The organism is Microcoleus sp. D3_18_C2, from assembly GCF_036702395.1.
In the GTDB taxonomy this organism is placed as follows: domain Bacteria; phylum Cyanobacteriota; class Cyanobacteriia; order Cyanobacteriales; family Microcoleaceae; genus Microcoleus.
Window position 1 is genome coordinate 25,885 of sequence record NZ_JAUBTG010000015.1, and the last position, 14,533, is coordinate 40,417.

Here is a 14,533-nt window from a genome sequence, read left to right on the forward strand (position 1 = left end):
TTTAAATACATTGTGGAAGTGAAACAGCGTGAATATTGAAATTGGGCGGGGCAAAAGCGCTCGCCGAGCTTACGGCATAGATGAAATTGCGCTTGTACCCGGACAGCGCACCCTCGATCCGAGTTTGGCAGATACCAAGTGGCAGATTGGCGGGATCGATCGAGAAATCCCGATCATCGCCAGCGCCATGGATGGAGTAGTCGATGTCCGCATGGCGATTTTGCTGTCGGAATTGGGAGCAATGGGCGTGCTCAACCTAGAAGGAATTCAAACCCGCTATGCCGACCCCCAGCCAATATTAGAGCGCATCGCCAGTGTGGGGAACCACGAATTTGTTTCCCTGATGCAGCAACTCTATGCCGAACCCATCAAGCCAGAATTAATTGACCTGAGAATTAAAGAAATTAAAGCTGGAGGAGGGATTGCCGCCGTCAGCGGTACACCGGCTGCTGCGAGCAAATACGGCCGGGCGGTTGCTGAATCGGGAGCCGATATATTTTTTGTGCAAGCAACAGTAGTCTCGACAGCTTTCCTTTCCCCTGAAGCGATCGCACCTCTAGACTTAACTAAATTCTGTCAAGAGATGCCGATCCCAGTAATTTTGGGCAACTGCGTCACCTACGAAGTCGCCCTGAATTTAATGAAAACTGGCGCTGCGGGCATTCTCGTGGGCATTGGGCCGGGGGCTGCTTGCACATCTAGGGGCGTATTGGGTGTCGGCGTTCCCCAAGCCACAGCGGTAGCAGACTGCGCCGCCGCGCGGGACGACTACTATCGCGAAACTGGCAAATACGTGTCGGTGATTGCTGACGGCGGTTTAATTACCGGCGGCGATATCTGCAAGTGCATTGCCTGCGGTGCCGATGCAGTGATGATTGGTTCGCCCTTTGCCAGGGCCGCCGAAGCTCCTGGCCGCGGCTTTCACTGGGGGATGGCGACTCCCAGCCCGGTTTTGCCGCGGGGCACTCGCATTCGCGTGGGGACTACGGGTACTGTGGAGCAAATTTTGCGCGGGCCTGCGGTACTAGATGACGGTACGCACAACTTGCTCGGAGCTCTGAAAACTAGCATGGGCACCTTGGGCGCTAAGGATCTTAAGGAGATGCAGCAGGTGGAAGTGGTAATTGCTCCTTCTCTGCTGACTGAGGGTAAAGTCTATCAAAAAGCTCAGCAGTTGGGCATGGGTAAGTAGATTTACCGATCGAATACCAGCATACCTTGACAAAATTTGTTCCACAGTCTCGAAATTTACAGAATATTGTGGAATTATCGAGAAGGAGATGTCACAATAGAAGAAGCGGAGACGCATGTTTCCGTTCACTCCTCACACCACACTCCGCCCGGACTACTGTTCGGGCGGTTCCTTTTTTGCCGGAAATCTTGGCTCTTGCTTACTAGATACACAACTGAGGCTTTTACCTCCGGAGAGGGGGAGAGGGGGAGAGTCTGGGGGTGGGAGAATTTTTTTTCTACATAAGTGCATTCTGCCTTGGGAAACATCAGTGCCTTGTTCCTTAAGGAATGAGAATTAAATAACTTCCAGTCTTGAAAGTGGGATGGGCTCTTATAGCCCGTCCAAAAAAGACGGGCTATAAGAGCCCATCCCACAATAACAATTAAAATTGTAAGTTATTTAATTCGCGATCCTCAGAAACCTTGTGCCTTCTTCCTTCTACCGTCTTCCCTCTTCCTTCTTCGTTCAGAAGCCTTCTCTTGAAATCGTTGACCGAAAGCAGACTCAGGACTGGTGAAATAAAAAACCTGTATCCGAGGAAACTTGCCGAACGTATTTATCCGTGGGGTCAATTCTAAAATCTAAAATCTAAAATCTAAAATCTAAAATCTAAAATCTAAAATCGATTGACGCAAGTGGTTACACTTTTTGCTAGACTTGTTATCCGAGAAATAGTATTTACAAGGATGGCTAGGGATGTCAGCAGCCGCGCAAGTAACCGACTCTACCTTTAAGCAGGAAGTGCTCGATAGCGAAGTTCCAGTTCTAGTGGATTTTTGGGCTCCCTGGTGCGGGCCCTGTCGGATGGTGGCGCCCGTCGTAGACGAAATTGCCCAGCAATATGAAGGGCAGGTCAAGGTAGTAAAAGTTAATACCGACGAGAATCCTAACGTCGCCAGCCAATACGGTATCCGCAGCATTCCGACGCTGATGATATTTAAGGGCGGTCAACGTGTGGATATGGTAGTTGGGGCAGTTCCGAAAACTACTCTGGCCAACACTCTGGAAAAGTACATTTAACTGAACTGCGAGGGGTTTCGCGCTGTTCTTTGTGGGCCGCGAAAGCTAACTCGCTTCAGAACCGGGGCTAAGCTACGGGAAAAGTTATTAGTACCCAGCAGAGCAATTTGCTGGTGGCTATTGGCTTCTAACTTTGGCTTGCCCCTTAATTTTTAGTCGCGACAATTTGTTACCGTTTCGGAAAAATTCATGATTCCTTCTGGGTATGGTCAAGGTTTTGAGTCTCTCCAAGCTGAAGTGATGGAGTTGCTCGATCGCTTGCCAAAGTTGAAGCACTCTGAGTGGATCGAACGATCGCTCTCTACTATAGTGCAAATGGCCGGAGAGGATCTCGATCGGCTAGACTGGAAAATTATTGCGGCGTCGCTCCGAGATATGGAGAACGCTTTTGAGATGTTTTATCCTTACCGCCACGTTCGCAAAATTGTGATTTTTGGTTCGGCGAGGGTGTCACCGCAATCTGTGGAATATTTGATGGCCAGAGACTTTGCGCGGGCGATGGCCCAGCAGGGTTTTATGGTGATTACTGGCGGCGGCGGGGGAATTATGCAGGCGGGGAACGAGGGGGCGACTGCTGAAGGTTCTTTTGGGCTGAACATTCAGTTACCTTTTGAGCAGAGTTCTAATCCTTTCATTGCCGGCGATCCCAAATTGCTCAATTTTAAATATTTTTTCACTCGTAAGTTATTTTTTCTCCGGGAGAGCGATGCTTTGGCTCTGTTTCCGGGCGGTTTTGGCACTCTGGACGAGGCTTTTGAGTGTCTGACTTTGACTCAAACTGGCAAGTTCGGGCCGGCTCCTTTGGTATTGATCGATCGACCCGGAGGAGATTATTGGCACGATTGGAATTATTTTGTGCAAAAACAATTGCGGGGCCGGGGCTTGATTTCAGTCAACGATCGCAGCCTGTATACGATTACTGACGATGTAAATGTCGCTTGCGAGGCGATCGGTAGTTTTTATCTGGTTTATCACTCCTGCCGCTACGTGCGCGAAAAACTGGTAATTCGTTTGAAAACAGAGCTTTCTGAGGAGAATGTCGATCGGCTAAATACTGATTTTAGCGATATTGTCGTCACCGGAAAAATTGAAAAAACTCAAGCTTTGGAACCGGAAATAGGAGATGCAACTTTCGATCTGCCGCGCCTAGTTTTGCATTTCAACCAGCGGGATTTAGGGCGGCTTTATCAGCTAATTGCTACCATCAATCAAATGGGTGCAGCTTCGCCGGCTGCGGCGCATCCAGAAAAAAAGTAGTTATTAGTCAACAGTCATTAGTCATTAGTCAACAGTCATTAGTCAACAGTCATTAGTCATTAGTCATTAGTCTGTTGGGGCGGGTTTCACGAGAAATATTTCTAACTTACTCAGGGGATAAATAAACCCGCCCCTCTGATGGAGATAAATTTGACCACGAATTTCAAAGGTTGTACAAACCCCCGCATTTATCCGTGGAATCAATCCAAAATCGAAAATCGAAAATCCTCAAGAAAGAGCATTTATCTCGCGCAAGTCAATTCTTTAATCTAAAATCTAAAATCTAAAATCGATTGACTACTAACTCAAAATGCTAGACCTGCTGCTAATTGCAATTTTGGGATTTCTCGGCAGTTTCGGTCACTGCGCGGGGATGTGCGGCCCGCTGACAATGGCGTTTTCTCTTTCTAATTCCCGCAACGATAAATTAGCTGCTTTCCGCTTTCATTTGCTGCTAAATTTGGGGAGAATTGCTGCTTACGCTTTGGTGGGTGCAGCAATTGGCGGAGTGGGTTCGGTGTTAATTGCTGGCGGACTTTTGGCAGGTACGGGCAGCGAATTTCGGCGGGCGATCGCACTTCTCACGGGCACGATGCTGATTTGGTTCGGAGTAGTGCAAATTAAACCGAACTTGCTGCCGAGATTGCCGCTGCTGCACCCAATGTCGCACGATCGAGTCGGACAAGCAATGAGCAAGCTTTCGGCACAAAAAAAATGGTGGGTGCCAATTGCTTTGGGTTTGCTTTGGGGTTTGATTCCCTGCGGTTTCCTATACGCGGCGCAGATTAAGGCGGCGGAAACGGGAAATTCGGTTTTGGGTGCGGCGACGATGCTGGCTTTTGGACTCGGCACCTTGCCAACTATGCTGGGAGTGAGTTTTTTTGCTGGCAGATTGAGCGCGGACAAGCGCAGTCAACTGTTTCGTGCGGGTGGGTGGGTGACGGTGGCGATCGGGATTCTTACCTTGCTGCGAACCGATGAAATGGTTGATTTTACGGGCCACGCAGCGCTGCTGTGCTTGATGCTAGCACTGTTGGCGCGTCCGGTTAGCAAGTTTTTGCCGCAACTGTTGCGCTACCGCCGCGCCTTGGGTGTGGGCGCGTTTGTCCTCGCAGTCGCCCACACGTTTCATATGCTGGATCATACGCTGAAATGGAATTTTGATGCTGTGTCCTTCATGTTGCCGCAGCATCAGTTGGGAATGGCGGCGGGGATGACGGCGCTACTGTTGATGTTGCCGGCCGCGGTTACAAGTGTCGATCGTATTCAAAACTATTTAGGCCAACTGTGGCGAATCCTTCACCTGTTAAGCGTTCCAGCTTTCTTGTTGTGCGCTGTACACGCGGCACTCATCGGTTCCCACTATCTCGGCGGTTTTGAATGGAAGTTGCACAATCAACTGCTGACAGCCGTGTTAGCGGTGGTTGCGGTGTTAGTTACGTTTGTGCGATCGCGCTTGTTTTGGTCAGTTTTATCACTAGAAAATTTCTATGTTTCACCTGTCAAACAAAAGTAAAACTTTAGGATTGTTAGTATTTTTGGGATTGCTAATTGAAGCAGAAATTCCCAGTGCTCAGCAGTTAAACTCAATTTCAGTTTTAGCGCACGAAGTCGAAGTATCGGGAGATGTAGCAGCTACCTTTCACCTAGAACCCAACCACAATCCCCGCGCCGGACAGCCTGCGAAAGTGTGGTTTGCCCTAACTCGCAGGGGCGGTCAAATTATCCCACTAGAGCAGTGTAATTGCAAATTAGCAGTTTATCCGAAAGAGCGCAAAGAAGGAGATAAACCCCTGATGCAGCCGCCTTTAAAAGCCATCTCTGCGGAAAAATATCAAGGAATACCGGGAGCAGATATCGTGTTTCCCAAGGCGGGGATTTACGAACTTGAATTGAGCGGAACAGCCAAAAACAAAGCTAATTTTAAACCCTTTAAACTGAGTTATACGGTCACGGTTCGCTAAGATAATCTTTCCCTCACCGAACATCAATCTTGTAGGGGCGGGTAAACCTGCCAATAAATGCCTAAAACCCACAATCTCATAAACCCGCCCCCACCCAACTAAGATAATCTTTCCCTCACCGAACATAAATTTTGTAGGGGCGGGTTCACCGAAAATAAATGCCTAAAACCCACAATCTCATAAACCCGCCCCCACCCAACTAAGATAATATTTCCATCACCGAACATAAATCTTGTAGGGGCGGGTTCACCGAAAATAAATGCCTAAAACCCACAATCTCATAAACCCGCCCCCACCCAACGACAAAGCAGAATCTACCTATCTTAACATACAAAAAAAATACAACCGAAATCTGTATAAAACCTTAAAAGTTGCCAACTCTACAAAATGTCATAAATTTTTACACTACATTATAACCAGTGTCCATTATGTAATTTGTGCAAGCTAACCTCTTTTGAACTGAGCAAAGGATATAACGATGGATATCTTATCTAACACCGTGGCGCTATCACGGATGCAATTTGCGCTAACCGCCATATTCCATATGCTGTGGCCAGTTCTGACTACGGGAATGGGAATTTATCTGGTAATTGTTGAAGGAATGTGGCTGAAAACTCGCAATCCTGACTACTACCATCACGCTCGTTTTTGGTCTAAACTCTACGTCCTCAACTTCGGTATTGGAGTAGCTTCAGGCATTCCGATGGAATTTCAGTTTGGCACGAATTGGGCACCATTTTCCGAAGCAGTTGGTGACTTTTTTGGCAGCATTTTAGGCTTTGAAGCTTCAATGGCATTTATGTTAGAAGCCGGCTTTTTAGGCATTATGCTGTTTGGTTGGGAGCGCGTTCACCCGATCGTCCATTATTTCGCTACAATCATGGTAGCCTTCGGCGCTAACCTATCCACAGTATGGATTTTAGTCGCTAACTCTTGGCTACAAACTCCAGCAGGCGGAGAAATGGTCAATGGCAAGTTTATTGTCAGCGATTATTTTCAAGCAATTCTGAACCCGTTCGCATTAAACAGCATTCTCCATATGTTTTTTGCGACGTTAGAAACTTCGCTGTTTGTCATTGGGGGAATTAGCGCTTGGTACATTCTCAATCAGCGCAACCAAGCCTTTTTTTCCAAATCTTTAAAAATTGCCATAGCCACCGCCATCGCCGTTGCACCTTTGCAGATATACATCGGACATTTGAGCGCCGAACAAGTTTATCACTACCAACCAACTAAATTAGCAGCAATCGAAGCTAAGTGGGAAACTTCACCAGCGGGAGAGTCAGCCGATTGGACTTTGCTAGCTTTACCTAATGAAAAAGCCCAAAAAAATGACTGGGAAATTAGCGTACCCAACGGCTTAGGATACGTTCTGGAATTCAAACAAAAACTCTCCGAACCCGTACTCGGATTGAAGGAATGGAAGCCAGAAGATAGACCCCGGATGGTGGGTTTAATCTACTATTGTTTCCGCATCATGTCCGGGATTGGATTCTTCTTTTTAGGACTGATGCTGTTCAGTATAATTCAGTGGATGCGAGGCAAACTTTCTGCTGAAAATATCGCCAGTCAACCTTGGCTGATGCGCGCTTGGGTATTAGCTGCTCCCCTGGGATATATTGCTGTAGAATCGGGTTGGATTGTGCGCTGTGTCGGCCGACAACCTTGGGCTTTATACGGGCAAATTCGCACTGCTGATGCGGTGTCAAACATCCCCGCCAGCAATGTTTTAACTTCTCTTAGTTTCTTTGCCGTTGTTTACAGCTTTTTGTTTGTTTGTGCCTTGTATTTTGGCAGCCGAATTATCCGCCAAGGGCCTAATTTAACTCTGCCGGTACCGGGATTAGACAATGAACCTGCCATCGAAACTCAACCCGCAGAACACATTCCCGATCAACGTCCCTTAGAAGCACAACAATAGGAGATTTTATGCAAGCTTTGGAGCATTTTCTCCCGCAAGTTTGGTTTGTAGTTTTGGCTTTGTTTCTCCTGCTATATGTCATGCTAGACGGTTTTGACTTAGGAGTAGGAATCCTGTCTCTGACTGCTTCCGACGAGGAACGCCGGGGCATTTTAATGACGAGTTTGGGCAACGTTTGGGATGCGAACGAAACTTGGCTGGTGTTGATGGGAGGCGCTCTGTTTGGCGCATTTCCCCTCGCTTACGGCACGATTTTAACAGCGCTGTATATACCAATTTGCATGATGCTTTTTGGTTTGATATTTCGGGCTGTAGCCTTTGAATTTCGCGAGCATTCTAATCGCAAATTATTCTGGAATTATGCCTTTGGTGCGGGCAGTTTTTTAGCAGCTTTAGCTCAAGGATTTGCCTTGGGTGCTGTGCTCGAAGGCATTGCGGTTGATGAAGCCGGTCATTTTGTGGGTTCTACTTGGGATTGGCTGGATTGGCGATCGATCTTGGTTGCTTTGACGCTGATTCAAGGCTATGTTTTGATCGGTTCAACCTATCTAATTATGAAAACGGAGGGCGAACTGCAAACAAATCACTATCGCACGGCTAAAATTGCGGCGGTGACAACTTTAATCGGAGCGATTTTAATTACGATCGCCACTCCGATTTTTTACGAAAGTGCTAGATCCAGGTTGTTTGAGAAACCGCTAGTTTATGTTTTTGCCACAATTCCTTTGCTGGGAGTGCTGTTGGTAGGACTGTTGCTGAAAAGTCTCGCCAGCAAAGAAGAACGCACGCCGTTTATCTGGACCATTCTAATTTTTTTGCTCACTTTCATCGGCTTAGGATTGATTGTTTTTCCCTACATTATTCCCTCGAAAATCACGATTTACCAAGCCGCTGCTTCGCCCAGCGCCCTGGTATTTATGATTGTGTTCATCGGCTTTCTGATCCCGATTATGATTTTTTACAACATCTACAATTATGTTGTTTTTCGGGGTAAGGTTGTCGGCGGTCACTACGGGGAATAAAGCATAATACAACCGCAAATGTAGGCAAATATACGCAGATAGTATCAAGTTTATATCCGGGTTTATCTGCGTATATTTGTGGTTAAAAAATACAAATTATTGTTTTCTGATACCATCAGAACTTAGGAGCGCGAATTAAATAACTTACAATTTTAATTGTTATTGTGGGATGGGCTCTTATAGCCCGTCCAAAAAGGACGGGCTATAAGAGCCCATCCCACTTTCAAGAGTGGAAGTTATTTAATTCTCATTCCTTACACAACCATACTATACATAACATAGCGCAAATAGTGCGGAGTAGGCAAAGGAACTAATTTAGGATTAGCGATCGCACGTCATGCGATTTGAAATTGGAAATTTGAGATTTAAGATTTGAGATTGCTCGCACGGATGAGTCCGGGGGTGGCGATCGGGATGGCGAGCTTTTTTTACAGGTAAACGGATGAATCCGGATGCTTGTGACCAAATTGCTTTGGGTAAAAGAATAGTTGATAAACATTGGGAAAAAATTACAGTTAATTCTGTCCCTACCGAGGCTGCAGAGTTGGCGATCGCTATCTTTGTCAAATAATAAAATACAATGGAATAGAAGGTTTTAATTTAACTGTTGTATAAACGAGTTATGGATGCGATCGCAAATTTGTCAGGTTATCAGATTACAGAGCAACTTTATGCAGGTACACGTACCCTAGTTTATCGAGGCATCCGTACCCGCGATCAATACCCAGTCGTCATCAAACTGCTGCGAAATGAATACCCCACCTTCAACGAAATCGTCCAGTTTCGCAACCAATATACCATTGCCAAAAATCTCGACTTCCCTCACATCGTCAAACCCTTGACGCTGGAAGTATACCAAAATAGCTATGCCCTCGTAATGGAGGACTTTGGCGGAGTCTCCCTATCTACTTATCTAAAAACAGCAACAAATAACACCCAACCATCTCCAGCTTTACGTTTAACCGAATTTCTCCAAATCGCCATACCACTAACAGACATTATTCACTATCTATACCAAAACCGAGTCATTCACAAAGATATTAAACCCGCTAATATTCTCATTAAGCCAGACACCAAAGAAATTCAACTAATTGACTTTAGTATTGCATCCCTCCTACCACGAGAAACCCCAGAAATTCAGAATCCCAATATTTTAGAAGGAACATTAGCCTATCTCTCCCCCGAACAAACAGGACGGATGAATCGAGGCATTGACTATCGTAGTGATTTTTATTCCCTGGGTGTGACCTTTTATGAATTGTTAACAGGACAGTTGCCATTTGTCTCAGATGATCCGATGAAATTGGTGCATTGTCACCTCGCTAAACACTCGATACCGAGCCATCAAATAAATCCAGAAGTTCCCCTAATTTTATCTAAAATTGTCAGTAAGCTGATGGCGAAAAATGCCGAAGACCGCTATCAAAGTGCATTGGGCATCAAGCACGATTTAGATAATTGCTTATTTCAGTTACAACAAACAGCCTATATTGAATATTTTGAACTAGGAAAGCGAGATATTAGCGATCGCTTTACTATCCCTGAAAAGCTCTACGGTAGAGAAAAAGAAGTCGATAAACTATTAGCTGCATTTGAGCGAGTCAGCCTGGGAGCAACGGAAATGATGCTAGTAGCTGGTTTTTCGGGAATTGGGAAAACCGCCGTTGTTAATGAAGTTCATAAACCCATAGTCCGTCAGCGTGGTTATTTTATCAAAGGCAAGTACGATCAATTTCAACGCAACATTCCCTTCAGTGCCTTTGTGCAAGCCTTCCGCAACTTAATGAGTCAATTGCTATCCGAATCAGATACCCAACTGCAAACATGGAAAACCCAGATTTTAGCAGCAGTGGGAGATAACGGACAAGTTTTGATTGACGTGATTCCTGAGTTAGAACGCATAATTGGCGCTCAACTTGCTGCAACAGAATTGTCAGGAAGTGCCTCCCAAAATCGCTTTAATCTGCTCATGCAGAAATTCGTGCAAGTTTTCACTAGCAAAGAACATCCTTTAGTGATGTTTTTGGATGACTTGCAATGGGCGGATTCAGCTTCCCTGAATTTGCTACAATTATTGATGATGGATACAGGGTATTTATTAGTATTAGGAGCCTATCGAGACCATGAAGTTTCGCCAGTGCATCCATTTATTTTGACAGTGGATGAGATAGTAAAAACTGGGGCAACTGTGAATACGATTACTTTGCAACCGTTAAGCCAAACTGATATGAATTTGTTGGTGGCGGATACGCTCAATAGCGAATCATCTCTTGCCCAACCTTTGACCAAATTAGTATATCAAAAAACTCAGGGAAATCCTTTTTTCGCCACTCAGTTTCTCAAGGCATTACATGACGAGCAGCTCATTAGCTTTAACTGGGATATTCGGCATTGGCAGTGTGATATTGCCCAAGTCAAAGCCTTAGCAATCACTGATGATGTCGTTGAATTCATGGCTTTGCAATTGCAGAAGTTGCCGCCAGCAACTCAGGAGGTTCTCAAATTGGCTGCTTGTATTGGATCGCAGTTTGATTTGAATACCTTAGTAATTGTCAGTGAGCAATCTGCTGCAATGACGGCTACGGCTTTATGGAAAGCATTGCAGGAAGGTTTAGTTATTCCCACAACCAAAATCTATAAGTTCTTTACCGAATCGGATAGTGATGAAATTTTCCAGGCTTCAGCTAATCCCACTTATCGATTTTTACACGATCGCGTCCAGCAAGCCGCATATTCCCTGATTCCCGATTCAGATAAAAAAGAAACTCATCTCAAAATCGGACAATTACTTCAGCAAAATTGTTCAAAAATAGAGCAAGAAGAAAAACTGTTTGATATTGTCGGACATTTGAATCGAGGAATTGAGTTAATTCCCCAACCGAGCGAACGAGAAGCATTAGCTAAACTGAACTTAGAAGCCGGTTGTAAAGCCAGAAATTCTACCGCCTACACAACAGCTAGAGTTTATCTGCAAACAGGGATTGATCTACTAACAGCCGACTGTTGGCAAAGCCAGTATGAATTAACCCTGAAACTCTATGTTGCTGCTGCTGAAGCAGCCTATTTGAATGCTGACTTTGACAGCATGGAAGAGATTGCAGCACAAGTTTTGCAAGCAGCCCAGACAATCTTAGACAAAATCAAAATTTACGAAATTCAAATCGCCGCCCAGACAGCACAAAGCAAGTCACTAGAAGCCATTGCAGTAGCAAGAGATGCACTCTGGCAATTGGGGATTGAACTACCCAGTGCACCTGACGAAGCCTTGATTAGCCAAGCGCTACAAGCTGTTGCTAGCCAACTCCAAGGTAGACGGATTGAAGACCTAGCTAATCTGCCGATGATAACTGATGCCAAGGCTCAGGCTGCCATGCCACTGTTAGGAACGTTATATTCTCCCATCTTTCTGGGAATGCCCGGTTTGCTGCCCCTACTTAGCTCCAAGATGGTGAGTTTATCGCTCTCCTTTGGGAACACGCCAGCATCGACGGTGGGGTATGGCATTCACGGACTGGTGTTGTGTGCCTTTTTGGGAGAGGTGGAAACGGGGTATGCCTTTGGTAAATTGGCACTTTCATTGCTGGATAGGTTTAATGTCCGGGAATTCAAGTCCATGATTCTGAATCTATTTGGAGCCTTTATTCAGCATCGCAAAGAAGCAATGAGGGCTGTGATGCTGACGACGAAAGATAGCTATACGGCTGGCATGGAAACTGGCGATTTTCTAAGCGCTGGCTACAGCATGGTCACTTACAGCTATATGAACTTTTTCAGTGGAGTAGAACTGAGCAATTTGGAATCAGAAATAACAAGTTACAGCGCCGCCTTGGCTCAGGTAAAGCAATATTCGGCTCAGATTTATGTAGATATGGTGCGGCAGACGGTGAATAACTTAAAGGAAGTTGAGATTCTGTCGGATTGCTTAATCGGCCTAGCCTACGATGAAACAGTGATGATTCCCAAGCATAATCAGGATTATGAATTCACTGCCATCGCCGAGGTTTATATCTACAAACTGTTGCTTGCTTACTGCTTTGGTAACTACAAAGAGGCTAGCAATTACGTTAGCCAAGCCCAGCCCTATTTGATAGCAGTACCAGGATGTATTTTTATTCCCATTTTCCATTTCTATGCAGCCCTGACGCACTTGGCGCTTTTACCCACACAGCCAGAAATTGAGCAAGCTGATATTTTGGCATCTGTGGAAATCCATCAAACGACTCTGCACCAGTGGGCGCAAAATGCTCCCATGAATCATCTCCATAAGTGGTATTTAGTTGAAGCAGAAAGGCAGCGGGTTTTGGGTTACAAGGCAGATGCACTGGAAATGTACGATCGCGCGATCTCCCTCGCTAAAGAAAATCTCTTCCTCAACGAAGAAGCCCTCGCCAACGAACTCGCCGCCAAATTCTACCTAAAATGGGGCAAAGAAAAAGTAGCTCAAGCCTACATGATTGAAGCATATTATTGTTATGCCCGCTGGGGAGCTAAAGCCAAAATTGACGATTTGGAAAAACGTTATCCTCGCCTACTCGGTATTATCATTCAGCAAGCTCAAGCCTTTAGTTCATTAAAGGAAACGATCGCCCGCGGCACAATTACTTATAATACCAACTCTTCTAGCAGCAACTCTGAATTTCTCGATTTGCCTACTCTGATCAAAGCCTCTCAAGCCATTTCTGGGGAGATTGAACTAGATAAACTCCTGACTACTCTCCTAAAAATAGCGATCGCGAATGCTGGCGCCACTAAGTGTGTCTTATTGCTCAAACAAAAACAGTATTTACAGGTAGCGGCGCTTGTAGCAGAGGGACAGGAACCTGAGCTATTACCATCAATACCTCTAGAATCAAGTCAGGATGTAGCAATTAGTTTGGTTAACACTGTCAAGCGTAGTTTGAAACCTTTGGTAATAGTTGATGCTAGGGTAAGTTCCCAGGTTGGGAGCGATCGCTATATTGAACAGCACCAGCCGATCAGTGTTCTTTGTATTCCAATTCTTAATCAAGGCCAGTTGATAGGAGTTTTTTACCTGGAAAATAACCTGACGGTTGGGGCCTTTACGAGCGATCGCATTGAAGTGCTAAATTTGCTAGCTTCTCAAGCTGCTATTTCCTTAGAAAATGCCCGTTTGTATCAAGAATCTCAACAAGCATTCACAGCTCTCAAGCAGGCACAATTAACAATTGTTCAAAGCGAAAAGATGTCAGCATTGGGAAACTTAGTGGCTGGCGTGGCTCACGAAATTAATAATCCCGTTGGTTTTCTGGGGGGTAATATTCAACCAGCCTTAGATTATATCAAAGATTTGTTTGGATTGCTCGATTTGTATGAAGAAAAATATCCCCAACTCGATCCAGAGATTCGAGAGGAAATCGAGAACATCGATCTGGAATACATCCGGGAAGATTTACCGAAATTAGTAGGTTCGATGCGGGAAGGCGTGAAGCGGATTCGGGATATTAGTACCAGTCTAAGGACATTCTCCCGTGCCGATACTAACTATCCCGTAGCTTGCAATATCCACGATGGCATCGATAGCACCATTATGATCCTGAAACATCGCCTCAAGGCTAACGAAACTCGTCCAGAAATTCAAGTGATTAGGGAATACGGTAATTTGCCACCCGTGGAGTGTTATGCCGGACAGTTGAATCAAGTATTTATGAATTTGTTAGGTAATGCGATCGATGCTTTGGAGGAATCAAATCAAGGACGTAATTATGCAGAAATACTCAACAAAATTATAATTAAAACCGACATTTATCGGGATCGAAAGCAAGCGATACTTTGCATTAAAGATAACGGTGTCGGCATGAGTGAAGCAGTGCGAGAGAAGATTTTTGATGAGTTATTTACTACCAAGGAAGTAGGAAAAGGCACGGGGTTGGGATTGGCGATCGCACGGCAGATTGTAGTTGAGAAACACGGCGGTACAATCGAGGTAAATTCTGTATTGGGAGAAGGGACGGAGTTTAGAATTTTATTGCCGATGAAAGGATAAGCATATCTTGATAGATCGCCATCTTTATCCTCAAAATAGAAAAAAATAAAAGCGGTAGAGTTGGTATGCTGGGGATTTCGCACGCAGTTCTATTTTTCTCAGACTTGACGA

8 protein-coding genes are annotated in these 14,533 nt (G+C 45.2%); all 8 read left to right on the plus strand.

Translation table 11 applies throughout. From position 1 onward, the window contains the following. The first annotated feature begins 28 nt into the window (after positions 1–28). The 8 genes from QUA88_RS12100 to QUA88_RS12135 all read left to right on the plus strand — a co-directional run bounded on the left by QUA88_RS12100 (position 29) and on the right by QUA88_RS12135 (position 14,422). Complete coding sequence (locus tag QUA88_RS12100) at positions 29–1,192, plus strand: GuaB3 family IMP dehydrogenase-related protein (RefSeq protein WP_333057335.1); 1,164 nt, start codon at positions 29–31, stop codon at positions 1,190–1,192. A gap of 738 nt (positions 1,193–1,930) precedes the next feature. After that, positions 1,931–2,254 carry a thioredoxin gene (gene trxA / locus QUA88_RS12105; RefSeq protein ID WP_006631199.1) on the plus strand — a complete coding sequence of 108 codons (324 nt, stop codon included), beginning with the start codon at positions 1,931–1,933 and terminating at the stop codon, positions 2,252–2,254. Between the two features lie 189 nt (positions 2,255–2,443). Continuing rightward, complete coding sequence (locus tag QUA88_RS12110) at positions 2,444–3,511, plus strand: LOG family protein (RefSeq protein ID WP_333057334.1); 1,068 nt, start codon at positions 2,444–2,446, stop codon at positions 3,509–3,511. A 310-nt stretch (positions 3,512–3,821) separates the two neighbouring features. Continuing rightward, positions 3,822–5,027, plus strand: coding sequence for an urease accessory protein UreH domain-containing protein (locus QUA88_RS12115; protein ID WP_333057333.1), 1,206 nt, complete (start codon positions 3,822–3,824; stop codon positions 5,025–5,027). Next, positions 5,002–5,475 (plus strand): hypothetical protein, encoded by a 474-nt coding sequence (locus QUA88_RS12120; RefSeq protein WP_333207839.1) that lies wholly within the window; start codon positions 5,002–5,004, stop codon positions 5,473–5,475. Before QUA88_RS12115 ends, QUA88_RS12120 begins: the two co-directional genes overlap by 26 nt. 478 nt (positions 5,476–5,953) lie before the next feature. Further along, complete coding sequence (locus QUA88_RS12125; RefSeq protein ID WP_333056365.1) at positions 5,954–7,396, plus strand: cytochrome ubiquinol oxidase subunit I; 1,443 nt, start codon at positions 5,954–5,956, stop codon at positions 7,394–7,396. 8 nt (positions 7,397–7,404) lie between these two features. Beyond that, complete coding sequence (gene cydB / locus QUA88_RS12130; protein WP_333056367.1) at positions 7,405–8,418, plus strand: cytochrome d ubiquinol oxidase subunit II; 1,014 nt, start codon at positions 7,405–7,407, stop codon at positions 8,416–8,418. A gap of 622 nt (positions 8,419–9,040) precedes the next feature. Further along, complete coding sequence (locus tag QUA88_RS12135; RefSeq protein WP_333208007.1) at positions 9,041–14,422, plus strand: AAA family ATPase; 5,382 nt, start codon at positions 9,041–9,043, stop codon at positions 14,420–14,422. The last annotated feature ends 111 nt before the right edge of the window (positions 14,423–14,533 follow it).